Annotated in this window: 14 protein-coding genes, 2 pseudogenes and 2 riboswitches; of the genes and pseudogenes, 6 read left to right on the top strand and 10 right to left on the bottom strand. The window is 39.2% G+C overall.

Annotation, left to right across the window (positions count from 1 at the left end; genetic code table 11):
• Positions 1 to 119 precede the first annotated feature (119 nt).
• A riboswitch (purine riboswitch) is annotated at positions 120 to 219 on the bottom strand.
• A gap of 647 nt (positions 220 to 866) precedes the next feature.
• A pseudogene (locus QR721_RS03425) lies at positions 867 to 1,418 on the bottom strand (DUF2179 domain-containing protein); the annotation flags it as partial.
• Positions 1,419 to 1,609: 191 nt separating this feature from the next.
• On the opposite strand from QR721_RS03425, the gene msrA reads away from it, so the two are divergent.
• Positions 1,610 to 2,143: a peptide-methionine (S)-S-oxide reductase MsrA gene (gene msrA, locus QR721_RS03420; RefSeq protein WP_348029079.1), complete on the top strand. Its 534-nt coding sequence runs from the start codon at positions 1,610 to 1,612 to the stop codon at positions 2,141 to 2,143.
• Positions 2,144 to 2,186: 43 nt separating this feature from the next.
• On the opposite strand, the gene QR721_RS03415 is transcribed toward msrA, so the two are convergent.
• From QR721_RS03415 to QR721_RS03395, 5 genes are all read right to left on the bottom strand, one after another.
• Positions 2,187 to 2,891 (bottom strand): MOSC domain-containing protein, encoded by a 705-nt coding sequence (locus QR721_RS03415; RefSeq protein WP_348029078.1) that lies wholly within the window; start codon positions 2,889 to 2,891, stop codon positions 2,187 to 2,189.
• Between the two features lie 125 nt (positions 2,892 to 3,016).
• The gene (locus QR721_RS03410) at positions 3,017 to 5,890 is read right to left on the bottom strand and encodes a DEAD/DEAH box helicase (RefSeq protein ID WP_348029077.1); all 2,874 of its coding nucleotides are present in this window, start codon (positions 5,888 to 5,890) and stop codon (positions 3,017 to 3,019) included.
• Positions 5,891 to 6,001: 111 nt separating this feature from the next.
• On the bottom strand, positions 6,002 to 6,403 hold the full coding sequence (locus QR721_RS03405) for a (deoxy)nucleoside triphosphate pyrophosphohydrolase (RefSeq protein WP_348029076.1): 402 nt from the start codon (positions 6,401 to 6,403) through the stop codon (positions 6,002 to 6,004).
• Between the two features lie 70 nt (positions 6,404 to 6,473).
• On the bottom strand, positions 6,474 to 7,412 hold the full coding sequence (locus QR721_RS03400; RefSeq protein ID WP_348029075.1) for a dipeptidase: 939 nt from the start codon (positions 7,410 to 7,412) through the stop codon (positions 6,474 to 6,476).
• An 11-nt stretch (positions 7,413 to 7,423) separates the two neighbouring features.
• Positions 7,424 to 7,843 carry a hypothetical protein gene (locus QR721_RS03395; protein WP_348029074.1) on the bottom strand — a complete coding sequence of 140 codons (420 nt, stop codon included), beginning with the start codon at positions 7,841 to 7,843 and terminating at the stop codon, positions 7,424 to 7,426.
• 98 nt (positions 7,844 to 7,941) lie between these two features.
• Between QR721_RS03395 and QR721_RS03390 the strand changes: the two genes are divergently transcribed.
• Positions 7,942 to 9,357, top strand: coding sequence for an alanine/glycine:cation symporter family protein (locus QR721_RS03390; RefSeq protein ID WP_348029073.1), 1,416 nt, complete (start codon positions 7,942 to 7,944; stop codon positions 9,355 to 9,357).
• Positions 9,358 to 9,411: 54 nt separating this feature from the next.
• Here the strand turns inward: QR721_RS03390 and aldA are convergent, their stop codons facing one another.
• Complete coding sequence (gene aldA / locus QR721_RS03385; RefSeq protein WP_348029072.1) at positions 9,412 to 10,863, bottom strand: aldehyde dehydrogenase; 1,452 nt, start codon at positions 10,861 to 10,863, stop codon at positions 9,412 to 9,414.
• Between the two features lie 105 nt (positions 10,864 to 10,968).
• The gene (locus QR721_RS03380) at positions 10,969 to 12,300 is read right to left on the bottom strand and encodes an NCS2 family permease (protein ID WP_348029071.1); all 1,332 of its coding nucleotides are present in this window, start codon (positions 12,298 to 12,300) and stop codon (positions 10,969 to 10,971) included.
• Positions 12,301 to 12,458: 158 nt separating this feature from the next.
• A riboswitch (purine riboswitch) is annotated at positions 12,459 to 12,560 on the bottom strand.
• A 201-nt stretch (positions 12,561 to 12,761) separates the two neighbouring features.
• Between QR721_RS03380 and QR721_RS03375 the strand changes: the two are divergent.
• A pseudogene (locus QR721_RS03375) lies at positions 12,762 to 13,352 on the top strand (TipC family immunity protein).
• A gap of 29 nt (positions 13,353 to 13,381) precedes the next feature.
• Positions 13,382 to 13,996, top strand: a complete 615-nt coding sequence (locus tag QR721_RS03370; protein ID WP_348029070.1) for a TipC family immunity protein — start codon at positions 13,382 to 13,384, stop codon at positions 13,994 to 13,996.
• Between the two features lie 82 nt (positions 13,997 to 14,078).
• On the opposite strand, the gene QR721_RS03365 is transcribed toward QR721_RS03370, so the two are convergent.
• Complete coding sequence (locus QR721_RS03365; protein WP_348029771.1) at positions 14,079 to 14,633, bottom strand: DNA-3-methyladenine glycosylase I; 555 nt, start codon at positions 14,631 to 14,633, stop codon at positions 14,079 to 14,081.
• 192 nt (positions 14,634 to 14,825) lie between these two features.
• On the opposite strand from QR721_RS03365, the gene QR721_RS03360 reads away from it, so the two are divergent.
• Together QR721_RS03360 and QR721_RS03355 are read left to right on the top strand one after the other, a co-directional pair.
• Complete coding sequence (locus QR721_RS03360; protein ID WP_348029069.1) at positions 14,826 to 15,491, top strand: TipC family immunity protein; 666 nt, start codon at positions 14,826 to 14,828, stop codon at positions 15,489 to 15,491.
• A gap of 29 nt (positions 15,492 to 15,520) precedes the next feature.
• Positions 15,521 to 16,135, top strand: a complete 615-nt coding sequence (locus QR721_RS03355) for a TipC family immunity protein (RefSeq protein ID WP_348029068.1) — start codon at positions 15,521 to 15,523, stop codon at positions 16,133 to 16,135.
• Positions 16,136 to 16,142: 7 nt separating this feature from the next.
• Here the strand turns inward: QR721_RS03355 and QR721_RS03350 are convergent, their stop codons facing one another.
• A complete protein-coding gene (locus QR721_RS03350) occupies positions 16,143 to 16,931 on the bottom strand; it encodes an ankyrin repeat domain-containing protein (protein WP_348029067.1) in 789 nt (262 codons plus the stop codon).
• Positions 16,932 to 17,154 lie beyond the last annotated feature (223 nt).

Below are 17,154 nucleotides of genomic sequence, written 5' to 3'. Positions count from 1 at the left end.
AAAAAGCCTGTTCATCAACTGCAAAGAGAAGATGAACAGGCTCGGGATTCCGAATCTGTGTACCGAAATTAAAGGTAGCCTTATTAGGGCTAAATCTCTTTCCGGCAAAGGAACGGCGAACCGTACCTCCATCTCCTCATAGGCCAATATTTAAGGTATTGGGTAGAAACTCTTCTGCCATATTCAGAAGATTATACGAGGAATGCTTTTCTTGATAAGAGCATAACAAATTTCGTCAAAGCATGTCAACAAATTTCGAACTTTATTATTGATTTTATATTTAATGTTCGGTTTTCGGTTAATTACCCAATTGTAAATCCATATATTTATGATTTTTGATTCCATAGTCATGATATCGATGACTTAGCCTTTAACCTTAGCTACTCTCATCATTCTCCTATTAAAGCCATTAAACGACTCATTTCGTGAACGTGATAGACAGTGACTCCAATTATTCCATCTGCTCTATAAAACGCCCACTAACCTAAAAAAGAAGCACCTCGAAAATCGAGGTGCTTCAGAGAAACTTATTCTGGTGATTTAGGATGTTCACGTTCTTTCATCGAAGAACCTGGCCCTGGGGAATGTCCCGATTCCGGTTTATGGTCATCACGTACTTCTCTCTCTTGGTTTTGTTCTGTTTGTACACGGACACGGGGCGGCAATTTTGAAGAATCTGTTTCTCTTGCTCCATCTGCCCGTTCATTCGTTCTTGCTTCAAGTGGCTGTTTTGATTTATCTTTATTTGTTTCCTGATGTTCGCTCAATGGACTTGTAAAGTCATCAGCTGGATGAGGTGCTGGTTCTGCCATCGTTTCAGCTTTTGCAGGGACGAAAGTATCTGTACCTTTTTCCTGTGCAGCAGCTTTACGATGATGGTTGAAAAGACGTCCTCTCCTCACCTGTTTCACCCAGAAACCTCCAAAAATCTGTTTCGGTTCATAAGCAATAATAAAAGCTTTCGGATCTATTTCTTTGATATCCTCATACAATTTCAACTCATATTTGCGCGGCGTGAGAATCTGCAGAGCAAGACGGTGACCGTCCCTTCCATCTGCTAGCCAACTTGTTACTCCGTAGCCTTTCGCACGCAGACGACCTGAGAAATCAAGATCTGGATCTGAAGATATGACATTTACCGTAATATAACCAAGTGCCATTTTTTCTTCAATTTTGGTACCGACAATTACACCAATTCCGAATCCAAGTGCATAAGCGACAACATTCTGGATTGCATTTAAGTTGTCCAGAACGAGGCTAAGCCCGACAACGTATACACTAATTTCAACAAGACTTACTCCAGCCGCTATGTACCTTCTTCCTTTTAATGTCAATATCATCCGTACTGTAGAAAGCGTTACGTATATGATATTAACAAAAAAGATGATCAGCACGACTGTGTAGACATTTTGCAGCATTGCTTTTCCTCCTTGCAGCAGCTTATTCATTAATGATTTTAGGCAAAAACATGGTAAGATAGCTGCAGATTGAATAATGCCATAGGTTTTCCATTCCCTATTCAGATAGAATATAATCCCATTCATTCTGCACGAAATAGAAAAGGATATGGCTTCATCATACAATATTATATATCTTGGGAGGACAAACAATGAATAACCAATATATTGAAAAGGCAACTTTTGCAGGTGGCTGCTTCTGGTGCATGGTTAAGCCTTTCGATCAATGGGATGGTGTCCAAAGTGTCATCTCCGGCTATACAGGCGGCCATATAGACAATCCAACATATGAACAGGTTAAAACAGGAACAACCGGACATTATGAAGCTGTTCAGATTACATATGATAATCGAAAAATTGACTACAACCTCATCTTGAAATTATATTGGCAACAGGTCGATCCAACCGATCCGGATGGCCAGTTCCACGACCGAGGACCTCAGTATCGAACTGCAGTCTTCTACCATTCCAATGCCCAACAAGCAGCAGCCTTGGAGTCTCGTGAGCAGCTCGCCAATTCGGGTAAATTCAAAAAGCCGATCGTTACGGAAATTTTGCCGGCTAGCGAATTTTATCCAGCTGAAACGGAACATCAAGATTACTATAGAAAGAAACCAGAACATTATTCAGCCGACCGTGCCAAATCAGGCCGTGATGAATTCATTGATGAACACTGGACAAAATAATCATGTAATAAAACCCGTTCGGAGTACTTCCGGCGGGTTTCTTCTATGCATTTGGACCATAAACTCTCGGAGCGATTGATGAGCTCTTCCCGAGAAGCAGCTTGTTCAGTGTTTTTTTCCAGCTATCAGCAAGCGGCGGGCAAGAGGCAAGTTCATCGATTAATACAAGATTGTCTTTCTGCCGATGCATCATATCATTACATGCCGCAATTGACCATTGGGGATATGGCCTTTCAATAAGATGAAGGTCTACTTTAGAATGAACATTTCCTTCCTTCAGCACACGAAAGTACCATCCCGTTTTCCCGCTTTCCTGGATTTTTAAAGCGAGTTCCTTTCTCTTAAACCTTCTCGCTGGCTTCCAGCAAGGCTGCCGCGGCTGAGAAACCTCGATAATCGCTTCTCCAAATTTATATTTGTCTCCAATACATACGGTAAGTTCATCCATTTCCAATACGGCGAGATTCTCTCCCATTCCGCCGACTGGCATTTTAAGATTTTCGTTATTGGAAAAATATGTATAATGACCGATTGGATATGCGAAGATGGCTTTATCTGGACCACCATGATTTTTCGTATCCGCTACTTCATCCCCGCTTAATCCAGTGAACGTCAGATAATGTTTTCCTTCAACTGTCTCTTTAAACATTCCCGTTTCCCAGGAACGTTCCATTGGATTTTCCGCCTGATCATCACCCAGTTTCCTTACCTTCCCGGAAAAAAGTTCATGTACATATGGTTCATCCATTCGCTACACTCCCCCTCTTTTTTATATAGTCTAACATAAGGAAGAGAAGTCAATTTTATATATAAGTTTAAAAGTGAATATAAAAATCCACATCAAAAGAAGAGGGCATTGCTCGCCCCCTCCTTTTACGCTTCAATTAAATAATGATACAATTTGTGCTCTACAGGTTTTTCCATCATCATATTCATCGTAACAACAGGAAGCTGTTTCCCCTTTTTATCGTTCATCTCTTCTTGCTTAACACTTTGACTATCCGGAAGAGCCCTTCCCAAGTAATAGAAATCTCGGCCTTCATCATCGTCTTTTTTCACGAAAATATGAATATCATATCCTTCTTGTTCAGCATGAATGATCTTTTGTACTTCTCCTGAATTAATAGTCCGATTACTCCTCGTAAACCACTTAAGAGTAGATGGTGACAGAAGCTCATCTTCATAGTTAATGCTAGACTCAGTATCTTCATGTTTATGATACGTAATGAAAATTGGACATGTTCCATGTTTCGGCTTATAACCATACATTGTAGAACTCTCATCCTGCTCCCAATTCAATAGCTTGCAGACATCTTTACGAGAATACTTTTCATGCAAAGACAACTCTTGACTACAGTTGTATTTACCACTTTTTCTCTCAGCAGTATCAATCAAATCTTGAACGTGTTTATAGAAATATGGGTTTTCATAAAGCCTTTCTTGCAATCGCTCGTTCCATGTATAGGTATCCTGGTTAAAAGTAACAATCGGCAAGTTTCCGTACTTCTTCTGATCTGACTGTTTAAAGAATGTCAAATCTAGTACACGCTCCATTGATTTAATCGTACCTTCATCGGTACGGCAATTCACTTCCTCAAGTTTATCGACTAAATCTCTCTTACTCACCGGTCCTTGATTTAATAATACTTGTAATAAAACAATTTCATGTTTCCTCTTTCCATTCAGCACCTCAGTTGATAACATCGTCAAAACTTGCTCTTCATACTCAGTTAGAGCCGGCAATTCACTCTCTACTTTTAATAGGAATTGATAGTAGTTCCCATACTTATCCGTAATAACGAGTGGATCGATTGAATGTTGATCAATGAAGTCGATCAGCTGTGGGGTAAGACCGAGACGATTTTTTAAATTTTGATAGGCTTCTCTAAGAATACGCAGGTCTGTCAAATTACTTGAACTGATTGATTCAAAGATACGTTTCTTCGCAATCGGCTCAAAGTTAATGGTAGAGACGCCTTTTATAAAGCTCGTGTCCTGCGTATGCCGGCGAATATTGTCCTTATTCTGAGAGTTATCTCCAGCCAAAGCAACTGGAATTAAATAGTTTGTTTTATAATTGCCAATGAAATCGATAACCGTCACATAGTCTTTTCCTGGATTCTTTCGTAAACCCCGGCCTAACTGTTGGATAAAGATAATACTGGATTGAGTCTGTCGCAGCATAACGACTTGATTCACACATGGAATGTCGATACCTTCATTAAAAATATCTACAGTCAGAATATAATCAAGAAGTCCGCTTTCAAGCTGATTTACACATTGTTCCCGTTCTAGTTGCGAATGATCTCCAGTTAAAGGAGCAGTCCGCAGTCCCTTTTCATTCAAAGCTTTTGATAGACGGATTGCTTCCTCTTTGCGGCTGCAGAACATTAAACCATGTAATGTCTCTCCTGCATAACCGTAATAGTTAAGCTTTTCAATAAGATGATTTACTCTTTCCTCTGTTACAAGCCTTGCTAGAACCGTTGCATCCTCAGTCGTTTCACCAGCAAAATCAAGATCCGTTACACCAAAATAATGAAATGGTGCCAGCATATCTTCTTCTAATGCTTCTTGCAGACGAATTTCGTACGCGATGTTGTAGTCAAAAAGCTCATAAATATTAAAATCATCTGTTCGCTCAGGTGTTGCTGTCATCCCCATTAAAAATGCCGGTGTAAAATAATCTATTACTCGCTGATAAGATGCTGCACCCGCTTTATGCACCTCATCGATTAATATATAATCAAACGCTTCCTTACTAAAAAGTGCTAACGTCGATTCTTTAGTAAGTGTTTGGATCGTAGCAAATACATACTTGGCATCGGTTTCTCTACTGGACCCAGATAAAATTCCATAATCACGGTCCGGTCCTCCTAGTACTTTTTGATAATCATCCTTTGCTTTATTTAAAATCTGTTCGCGATGAACAATGAACAGCATACGTTTCGGTCTATAGCTCCTTACGTCAAATGCTGAAAGATATGTTTTCCCCGTTCCAGTGGCTGAAATAATTAACCCTTTCTTGTGGCCCGCTTCACGTACAGCGGCAATTTCTTTCAAAGCAACTTCTTGCATTTTATTTGGCTCAATTTCAATTGCTCGTTTTGCCGTATTGTAGTCTGTTGGAAATTCACGCACTTGCATAGGCTGCTGTTCCTCGTAAATCTCTTCATAAGCGTGAATCCAACTTTCGGTAAGCGGCTTTGCATCTGACCACACTTCCTCAAACTGATCGCGAAAATGATGCACAATATCTCCATTTTCATGAGTAGTCAGTTTCACATTCCATTCATGATGAACTTTTAAAGCATGGGCACTTAAATTTGAACTACCTACAATTAAAGTATAGAAACGATCTTGTTCAAAAATATAGCCTTTAGAATGAAAACCTTCCAAGTCTGTTAATCTAACTTCTGCATTTTCTAATTTTAAGAGTTCCTTAAATACTTTGGGCTTGTTAAAAGATAAATAAGTTGATGTTAATATACGCCCATGAATTCCTTTCTCTGCGAGCTCTAACAATTGCGTTTTTAACGTAGCGAGGCCACTCTCCGTAATAAATGCAACAGAAAATAAGAAACTACGGCAAGTCTGCAATTCTTCCAATATAGGGAGAAGAACAGATTCGCCCTTCTTCTCATTATTAACTAACAAACGCGGCTCATATTTTCCGTGAGTATAACGATTCCTATCAATAAAGCCATGATTCAGATTTTCCTTTAGCTTCTCTATGAATTGGTCCATTCAATCACCGTCTCTCTTCCAGGAAGTTAAGGCAATTCTACTAACAATTATTACCATGATCAACAAAAAGCAGAAAAACCACCCGAATCGGATGGTTTTCTAGCTTTTTTATTAAATTCTTCCTGCCATTTGTGATAAAACTTCAATTGCAGGGATATCAGCAGGCGCCCAATCGAGTGAGGAGATCTCTTCAGGTGGAAGCCACTTAATTGCTGCATGTTCAGTAAGTTCTGGCTCACCATTCGTAATTTCACATAAGAAAGTAGTTAGGTGGACAATTCCAAAATCATATTCATAAACCGTATGATCAACTTGCTCACCGACCTCTATGTCACAGAGCATCTCTTCTCTCAGTTCCCGTACAAGGGCTTCTTTTGGAGTCTCACCTGTTTCAATTTTCCCACCAGGGAATTCCCATTTGTGTGCCAGTGTTTTTGTACTTCCACGCTGAGCACAAAGAATTTTCCCATCCCGTTTAATGACCGCTCCGACAACGTATATATCCTTTTTCATAATGCCCTCCTGTTACTAAATGCTTCCATTATTATAACGAAATAAGCGCGACTTTGCTGAATTGTTCTAACTAAAGCAACCCTTTACGCACACAAAAATCGTAGAAATTCCTACCGGCAAATCCTAATACCTCGTTATATGAATACTTCTTTAGCAATTCATTAATCAGATTCTCATATTTTCCAGCATGTTCAAGATTGTTAACATGATAATCAATCCCGTCAAAATCTGAACCGAAACCAATTTTATCAAGACCACCTAACGAGACGAGATGATCGATATGACGAATCAAATCTCCTATCTCTGCTTCTTCTCTGCCTTGTATGAATTCCGGATAAAAGACAACGTGAACCATCCCGCCCTTTTCAAAGAGTGCTATAACCTGATCATCACTCAAATTACGTGGATGATCGCAAAGTGCACGAGCGTTCGAATGGCTTGCAAATGGATATTCAGCTGCACTCATTACATCCCAAAAAGCTTGTTCTGACAAATGAGATACATCTGCCAGCATTTTTCTTCTGTTCATTTGTTCAATCATATCTCTGCCATACGCTGTGAGACCAGCCCCTCGCGGCTCACCCGCTCCATCGGCACAAAGATTCGCATGATTCCATGTCAGACCAATCGAGCGAACACCAAGCTGATAAAAGATTTCCAGCCTGCCAAGATCATTCCCGATTGGATCAGCACCTTCAAGCGTAAGCATGGCACCAATCTCCCCATCTTGTAAGCTAAAAAAGTCGTTCCAATTCAGTATTTGCTTCACATCTGGGTTGTTACCAATAACCTCTCTATGAAAATAACTGATCTGCTCAAGAGCTGCTTCATACTTCAATTCAACCGGTACTTCCGGATCTATAAAAACAGCGAAACACTGAACTTTTACGCCGCCTCTCTTCAATCTTTCCAAATTCGCATCAATAGCTGGAGCGTTCCGGAAGTCAAGTTTACCCTTTCCAGCAGCGAGTTTGGATAAAGCATCACAATGCCAATCTATCAAATACATATAAACACTTCCTATTCTATTTCGTTCTTATAGAAAAGTCCGAGTACCATTCCATATATTCCATGGCCAATTAGCCAAAGCACAATAGCTTGTATTGAACTAATTGAAGGTGTCCGTTCAGACAGCAATGTTAGTGGATAAAGAAGAACACCGACTATAATGCTTGCCACGACCATTTTACATACGACGCCTTTTTCCCAACCTTTCTTTCTAACAATCCATAGCAGCACAATAGCAAGTGGAACAGATACAAGTAGATGGAGTAAAAAGTCACCCGTCTCTTTAAAATTGATGATTGGAATATAATCGACATTTAGCAGCAATGTATAAACGCGCACGCCGGTCAATGCTTCCATCCACTTTAGGAAGAAACCAAGTATAAGTCCACCAGCTATTCCAGCTATAGTTCCTTTAAATATAATATTCCGCATTAAGTCACTCCCTAGGTACTGAATATTCTTACTTCAGTTTAAGCAACCTGCCTACCGGGGAACTGAAACAGAGAAGCCACGACAGGAGCTGAAATTTAATGAATGCATTTACAAATGCAGTTGGGTCTTTATCTGATTTTACCATGACTTACATTGTTTCCGTATTGCTGATCTTCACCGGTCTACTTTACACATTTCGTTTAAAGTTTTTCCAATTCCATTACTTCCCTCACATTTTGAAAATGACAATCGGACAGATGTTCAAGAAAAATAATAAAAAAGGAACCATTACACCGTTTCAAGCATTCGCTTCAACACTTGGAACGACAGCTGGTGCTACGAATATTGTTGGTGTTGCACTCGCAATCGCACTTGGCGGCCCAGGAGCTCTCTTCTGGATGTGGATTGTTGCACTTCTTGGTATGGCAACAAAATACTCAGAAATCATTCTAGGTATGAAATATCGTGAAAAGAACAAAGAAGGAGAATGGGTTGGCGGCCCGATGTATTATATTAAAAAAGGTCTTGGCTGGAAACCGCTTGCTTGGGCATTTTCTTTCTTCCTAATGTTAGAGATTTTCGCAAGTATCATGGTCCAGTCCAACTCCATCACAACTCAGCTAAAAAGTGCATTTAACTGGAACTCAATTATCCTCGGCATCGTCCTTGTGATCATTGTCGGCATCATCGCACTCGGCGGTATTAAACGTATTGGTAAAGTAAGTGATAAGCTTGTCCCTTTCATGATTCTTACTTATATCGCAGCAACGGTTGCTGTCATCATTATACATTTTGATAAACTTCCAGAGACATTTGCTCTTATCTTCACGCATGCCTTTACACCAATTTCTGCAACGGGCGGTTTTGCCGGGGCAGCAGTCGCACAAGGATTGAGGTGGGGTCTTGCACGCGGGCTTTATTCCAATGAAGCCGGCATGGGAACCGCACCTTTTGCACATGCGGCTGCGCAGACCGATCATCCAACAAAACAAGCGATGTGGGGCGTCCTAAGCGTATTTATTGATACAATCGTCATTTGCTCATTATCTGGGCTTGCCGTACTTACGACTGGCGCTTGGACGAAAGTAAATGCCAAAGAATCATCCAGTATGGTAGACCATGCGTTATCAACAGTGTTTGGGGATTTTTATGGAAGTGTCTTTGTCGCCATTTTCCTATTCCTCTTCGTGATCACTACAGTGCTCGTACTTGTTTTTTACGGAGAGAAACAAGTTGAATATCTGTTTGGATTACGCCCTGCCAAATTTAGCCGTTTCGTCTATCTTGCAGCTATATTTATCGGTGCAATCGGTGGTCTGCAACTCATCTGGAAATTCTTAGACCTTTTGCTTGCCGCAATTACGATTATCAACATTGTACCTTTATTGCTCTTAAACAAAGAAGTACGCGATATAACCCAGGATTATATAAATCGGGTATTTAAGAGAAAAACAAAAGATAAAAAAACCGTCCTTTTCTATGAAGAAGATGAAAAGATAGAAGCTGTCGAATAACAGTTTTTAGGCCCCCTTGAGGAAATTGTTCCTTGAGGGGGCCTTTTCTATTAACTATTTCTTTTCATTCTTATATTGCATATAGACGACTTGTGTTACGAGAAAATCTTCAAGTCCATGTTTTCCGTCTGCGCCTCCAAGACCTGACTTGCGCATTCCCGCATGATAACCTTGAACTGCTTCGAAATTCTCCCTGTTCACATATGTCTCACCGAACTTCAACTCATTGATTACACGCATTGCCTCATTTATATCTTCTGTGTAAACAGATGAGGACAGGCCATACTCTGTATCATTCCCTTTCTCAATTGCTTCATCAAGTGTTTTGAAAGTCGAAATTGGAATGACCGGTCCGAATATCTCGTCCTTCATAATACTGGAACCATGCTGTGCATTTTTTAAAATTGTCGGCTTGTAAAAATAGCCTCTTGGCAAATCGGCTCTTTCACCACCTGTCACAATTTCCGCACCTTCTTCCACTGCCTTTTTGACCGCCTCTTCCACCTTTTCCAAACGATCGCAACTGATCAGCGGACCGACATCTGCATTTTCATCTTTGGAAGGATCACCAATTTTCTTCGCTTCAAAAATTTCTTTTAGTTTATTTGTAAATGGCTCAGCTACTTCTTCATGCACATACACACGTTCCGCATTTGTACATGCCTGTCCATTATTAGCAAGCCGGGAAATAGCCACATTCTCTGCTGCAAGATCAAGGTCAGCATTTTTTGTAATAATAGCTGGTGCTTTACCACCAAGCTCAAGATTTACTTTCGTAATTGTTTTCGCAGCAGCTTCCATTACCTTCGTTCCCGCCGCTATGCTACCGGTCATGGAAATGATTCCGATATGTTCATGCTCGGCAAGTGCATTGCCAACTTCAGAACCCGTACCTGTCACGACATTGTAGACACCTTTAGGGATGTCATCCATACTATCAATAATTTTGGTGAATTCCATTGTAGTATTCGGTGTCTTCTGACTCGGTTTCAACACGATAGTACAACCGGCTACAAGTGCAGTCGCGACTTTGCGAGCAAGAATGAATACCGGGAAGTTCCAGGGAACGATTCCACCTACGACCCCAATCGGCTTCTTGTAAATATAGATATTCTCATTCGGTCTGTCACTCGGGACAATTTCCCCTTCAATACGCCTTGCCCACTCGGACATATAATGGAAGTAATCTATCGCAAGATGAACCTCCCCTTGAGCAAGTTCATGGTTTTTCCCCTGCTCTTCTTGTAACAGTTTTACAAACGTATCCCGCTTCTCCTGAATGACATCACCAAGCCTCCGGACAATTTTGCCTCTATCAATATTAGGCGTCAATTCCCACTCTCGTTGAGCATCAAAAGCAGCTTTTACTGCTTTATCGACATCCTCCTTCGTTCCTCTAGGTGCCTTCGCAATGATTTCTTCCGTTGCAGGATTCGCAATTTCCAACCACTCATTGCCAGTCGAATCTGTATACTCTCCATTAATATAAAGCTGATGTGTTTTCATTGAACTGCCTCCTTTATCCTTCTGCAATCCGTATTCCACTGCAAAGGATGGGCAAAACAAAAAGAGACCCGTACATGAATTGTACAGGTCCCTTTTCAGACCACACTAGCTTAAGAATATGAAATAAAGAATAAAGATCACGAACAGCATATACATAATCGGATGGATTTCTTTTGCTTTACCCTTCAAAATCATTGTAATTGGGTAGAAGACAAATCCCATCGCGATCCCTGTCGCAATGCTGTATGTGAGCGGCATAGCTACAATCGTGAAGAATGATGGTACTGCCACTTCAAAGCGATCCCACTCGATATTGCCGAGTGATGTCGACATTAAAATCCCTACAATAACGAGTGCTGGTGCTGTCACCTCTGGTGTGATTACACTAAGCAATGGGGAGAAGAACAAAGAAATTAGGAACAATCCAGCTGCCACAACAGCTGTAAAACCGGAACGTCCGCCTGCTGCAACACCTGCAGTCGACTCAATATATGAAGTTGTTGTTGAAGTTCCAAGGATTGCGCCGGCCACTGTAGCACTGGAATCTGCTACGAGAGCTCTGCCTGCGCGTGGCAATTTGTTGTCACGCATGAGACCAGCCTGTGAAGCAACTGCAACAAGCGTACCTGCCGTATCAAAGAAATCAACGAACAAGAATGTCAGGATAACGAGAAGCATTTGAATAGTGAACAAATCATCAAAATGGAAAAATGCTTGTCCAAAAGTCGGAGCTAGACTTGGGACACTGCCAACGATATCACCGATCCCCTTCGGATGATCAATCAGACCTGTTACCATACCGGCAATAGCTGTTAGGATCATGCCATAGAAAATACCGCCTTGAATTTTCAATGTCAAGAAGACGATGGAAATGACAATACCGAAAACTGCAAGCAATACGGATGGTTTCGTAAAGTCACCAACTGCAACGAATGTCGATGGATTGGAAACAATAATGCCCGCACTCTTCAAACCGATAAAGGCGATGAAGAAACCAATACCAACACCAACTGCCTGCTTCAAGTTCGCAGGAATGGAGTTGATGATTTTCTCACGCAGACCTGTCATCGTAAGTAAAATAAAGAAAATACCAGATACAAGAACGCCTGACAAAGCTGTCTGCCAAGGAATTCCATAACCAAGGACTACTGTAAATGCGAAGAATGCACTTAGACCGACACCAGGTGCCAATACAACAGGATATTTCGCTACAATCCCCATGAATAAAGATCCTACTGCCGCAGCCAAAGCTGTCGCTGTAAATACCGCACCCGGATCCATGCCCGTTACACCTTTAGGCAGGTCGATTCCTACTAATCCGAGTGTCTGCGGATTAACGAACAGGATGTACGCCATCGCAAGGAATGTTGTTAGCCCGGCAAGGAACTCTCTTTTATAATTTGTGCCAAGCTCTTCAAACTGAAAATACTTTTTCACTGATTGATCTTCCCTTCCTATTCTCAGTATCTCATGTTGTCCATGTATCTATAAGGAATTCCAAAAAAGCCCCTTAAAAACACAAAAACACACCCTTGATGAATTCATCAAAGAGCATGCCGCACAACAATAACAACAAACAAGATAAAGTATAGACCTATCCTGCTGTTCCTGTGCGTAGTCGAACCATTTACGGCGATTCGGTAGAGACTCTCAGACCCTATTACTGAAATTATACGCTCAGCTCTATTCAATTTACTTATTAGTTCGACCCAATTGTAACACAGAATTGTGTTCAACTCGACAACTTTTTTCATTTTTCGTCAGTGTATACACTGACAGTTTCTGTTAAAGTATTGTTTATTGAGTAGTTGCTTAAAGAGGTGAAAACAATAGATATCAATTCCTCAACTGGAAAGACAAAAAAGCAAAATAGCAAAACAAGACTCCAGCAATACATTATGTTATTAGCCATATTATTCATTACAGTAGCAACTATTTTAATTCTAAAGAAATCCTATACTCCCAAGAATATTTTTGATGAAATGTATTATTCGGAAATCAAGGCAAGTAAAAAACAGGAACGTATTGGTTTTTCCAATATGGAGGAAATTGTATCTAGGGATCGGAATCGTACTAACTATAAAGAACTCTACCTTTCTGAAGAGTACAAAAGTAACGTCCTCAATGATGGGGAGAGTTTAGGTTTTTTATTTTTATTTAATAAAAAGTCCGCAGATATAACCTACGCTATCCGATTAGTAGATCATATTTCTCTGCATATACGTTATGATTATTGCGTATCAAATAAAACTTTAAAAAACTATATTGTTATACATGATGAGAATCTATCTAATTTTACCGTCAAAAATAAGCAAGCAATCAGAACTTATTTGAATAGATAAAGAATAAATAAAAATGAACTAATGCAATCTGCTCATGATGTTTTGTACAAAAGAGTCCTATCCGATTGGTTAGAAGCATATGACAGCAAATTCTCAATCGATAAGCTTGGTAATGTCAAAATTGAGAAAGACAGCTTCCTTAAATAATGACAGTTTATTTGTATTCGGAGGTTCACATGAGAAATAAACGAAGATTTATGATTGGGTGTACCCTATTACTGTCCTTGATTATTGGAAGCTACTATTACAAAGCTCTTTCCCCAAATAATGTATTCGATGAAATGTATCACATCGAGAGAAAAACAATAAAAGAACAGAAGAAAATTGGCTTTGCCAACATGGAAAATATACGTAACAAATCCCGAGAGCTAGTAACCTATGATGGGAATATGATTAACGAACATTATAAAAAATCTGTTTTAAATGAGGGTGAATCGATAAGCTTTTTATTTCTTTACGATGACCAGGAACTTCATATAACTTACTCAAAAGAGCTTAAAAAGGATATATTCCTGATGATTCGCTACCAATATAAGAATGAGGAAAATCAATTAAACCAGTTTATTACAATTAATGATGAACAATTGCCAGAGACTTTCACAGTAAAAGAAATAGAACAAATAAAAGGTTATTTAAAAACATACAAGATTACTGAAAAAGAACTAAAATCCACTGCACATAATGTTCTATACAAAAGAGTCCTCCCCGACTGGTTTGAAGCAAACGACAGCAAGTTCACAATCGAGGATCTGGGTAGTGTGAAATTTAAGAAAGACAGCTTTCTTAAGTAGCTGCTCTTGAAGAAGAATCCCAGAAAACAGGAAGGACCTAACTGTTGCTTTCGGTTAGGTCCTTCTTGTTATTTCTATGCTCCTACCGCTGATAAAAAGCACAGGACGTTAAATGATCGTTTACCATTCCAATCGACTGCATAAATGCATAAATCGTTGTAGAACCAACAAACTTGAAACCTCGCTTTTTTAAGTCTTTGCTGATTTCATCGGATAACGGCGTACTAGCAGGTACCTCTTCAGAATGCTGCCATGCATTCACAATTGTTTTATAATCTACGTAAGCCCATAGGTAATTATCCAATGAATTAAATTCTTCGCATAGCTTAAAATACGCAGCGGCGTTGTTAATAACAGCATTCACCTTTAGCTTATTTCGAATGATGCCTTCATTTTCTAAAAGAGATGCTATCTTTTTATCGTCATATGTAATTAGGATTTCTGGATCAAAATCATCGAAAGCCTCACAAAGTGTATCCATTTTCTTCAGGATTGTTACCCAACTAAGACCAGCTTGCTTCCCTTCTAACATTAACAACTTAAATAGCTTTCTATCATCATGAACCGGAATGCCCCATTCTCGATCATGGTATTCCTGTTCTATCTCATTTTTGTTTGCCCAGTCACACCTTTTTATATCGTTCATCATTTCCCCCCTATTTAATACTTTAAAATACTATATAACAAAATAGAAACATATGTACCTATTAGCGTATTAACTATTAACATATAAATCTGTTATAAAGAGAAGTAATTAGAAAAAGACAAAATGCTGATCAAGGACATACAGTATAAAAGGAGTAATTTCAGCTTAAGGAGGTAGAGACAAATGAACGTTGATTTCTTTTCTGCAGAAACAAATACGCGAACAGCCAGGACACGATTCAAAAAACACATTATGTTATTAGCCACTTTATTCATCCTACTCTTCTTGCTGTTCCGGATCATTCTTAGCGATGCTTTTGTGCCTAAAAACGTATTCGATGAAATGTACACTGCTGAACAAAAGACAATGAACAAGTATACAGATGACGGGTTTCCTAATATGGAAAACATTCAGCATTGGAATCGGAAATCCGGAATGATGCTAGGAAATATGGCGGCAGAGGATTACGAAGAGACAGTTTTAGAAAAAGATGAAGCTATACGTTTTCTTTTTCTATTTGATAAAAACAGGATTCATATTACCTATTCCAAAGATTTAAAAATGGACGTTTCTCTAAATATCCGTTACGTATATGACCAAAAATCACGCAAATTAAATGAATATGTTTCAATTTATGATGAAAATCTAGAGGAGTTTAATACTAAAAATCGAAACGAAATAAGAAGATATTTAAATCGTTACAATATAAAAGAGTCTAAACTGAAACAAATCGCCCATGAAGTGCTATACAATAGAGTCCTTCTTGACTGGTTTGATGCTTATGACAGCAAGTTCTCAGTCGAGGATCTGGGTAATGTCAAAATTGAGAAAGACAGCTTCCTTAAATAATCAAGGCTTGTTTGTATTTGGAGGTCCTCATGAAAAATAAACGCGATTTTATGGTTAGGTTCAGCTTACTGTTCGTTTTGCTTGGATGGATTTTTATTAATAATATTAATTTATTACCCAAAAACGTATTTGAAGAAATGTATCAAATTGAAGCTGAGACAATAAAAAAGCAAAAACATATTGGCTTTGCCCGCATGGATAATCTTGTTCGGAATTCAAGAGATAACGTGAATTATGTAGAAAATATGTTCAGCGAGGTATATAAAACGCCTGTGTTTAAAAAAGGAGATCATCTAGGGTTCTTGTTCTTATTCGACGATCGGCAACTAAACATAACCTATTCTCAAAAGCTTGCGTATAATATCTTCTTTAACATTTGTTATGAGTATACTTTTACCAACAAAAGCTTGAGAGAATACGTGCTGATTAACGATGAAAATCTCGATGAATTTACAGTCTCTAGCCCTTCTGCTATAAAAACCTACTTAAAAGAATATAAAATTAGCGAAGCCGAACTGAAACAGATTTCTCAAAAAGTCTTGTACGAGAGAGTCCTCCCCGACTGGTTTGATGCTTATGACAGCAAGTTCACAATCGAGGATCTCGGTGATGTCAAAATTGAGAAAGACAGCTTTCTTAAGTAATCACAGCTTATCTGTATTTCAGTAAGATCTGCTCCATTTCTGTATAGTTTAATTCTTGTGCATAATCTAGTGCAGTTTTTCCATTGTTATCTTTCAGATTAGGATTTGCTCCACCATCTAATAAAACTTGAACGATGTCTTGATATACTGTAGAACCGTCTGTTAGAGCTACTGCTTCAATGAGCGCGGTATATCCAAAGTCATTTTGGTGATTCACATCACTCTTACTTTTCTCAAGAAGCAATTTAACATTTTCCAAGTGTCCCTTTTCTGCAGCAGGGATTATAGCATTTCCTCCATAACGGTTAAATTTGGTCTCATCTGGGGTAGCCTTTTCAAGCATATATTTTAATATTTCGGTTCTGCCTAGGGCGCCAGCATATAGATAAGGACTGTCCAAGATATCATCCTGTTCATTAATATCTGCCCCGTGATCTATAAGCATCTTACTGATCTTAACAGAATTGTTATGAACGGCAATTAACAAGGGAGTCTCACCTTTTCCGTTCTTTTCATCAACTTGGTAATCAGCAGATTCCAGTATTGAGCGCACTAGTTCTGGATTGCCATCTTTCACTGCCTTTAGTAGACTTCCATCTAGATAATTGCTCGCTTTGTTTTTCATTTCTTTAGACCTCCTTTCATTTTCATTAGAATCCTTCACTGTTTGCTTTTCCCTACTTTCTTCGTTTGTATCATCATTTGTCTGATCTATAATGCCCTGTTTTTGACAAGCTGCCATAATTAAACTAAACACAAGAATCATCATCAGCCTGTTAATATGTTTGAAATACAAAGCAGTGACCTCCTTTAGAAACTGTATTTACTTGTTATGATTAAATCGATATCCAGACCCCCAGATTGTTTCTAACAATACTGATTTTTAGGATCAAACTCTATCTTTTCTCATATGCGTTTTATATGTACAACAACTGTTGATGTATCTCCAAAAGAATTCAAGCCCAAACCCTTTCAAACAGATTTTCCTGGACTCTGATCTCAAGTGCGGACGGCTCGTT

It is taken from the genome of Aciduricibacillus chroicocephali (assembly GCF_030762805.1).
GTDB classification, from domain to species: Bacteria; Bacillota; Bacilli; order Bacillales; family Amphibacillaceae; genus Aciduricibacillus; species Aciduricibacillus chroicocephali.
Note: the sequence above shows the minus strand (reverse complement) of the source record. Positions and strands in the feature narration are given on the sequence as shown.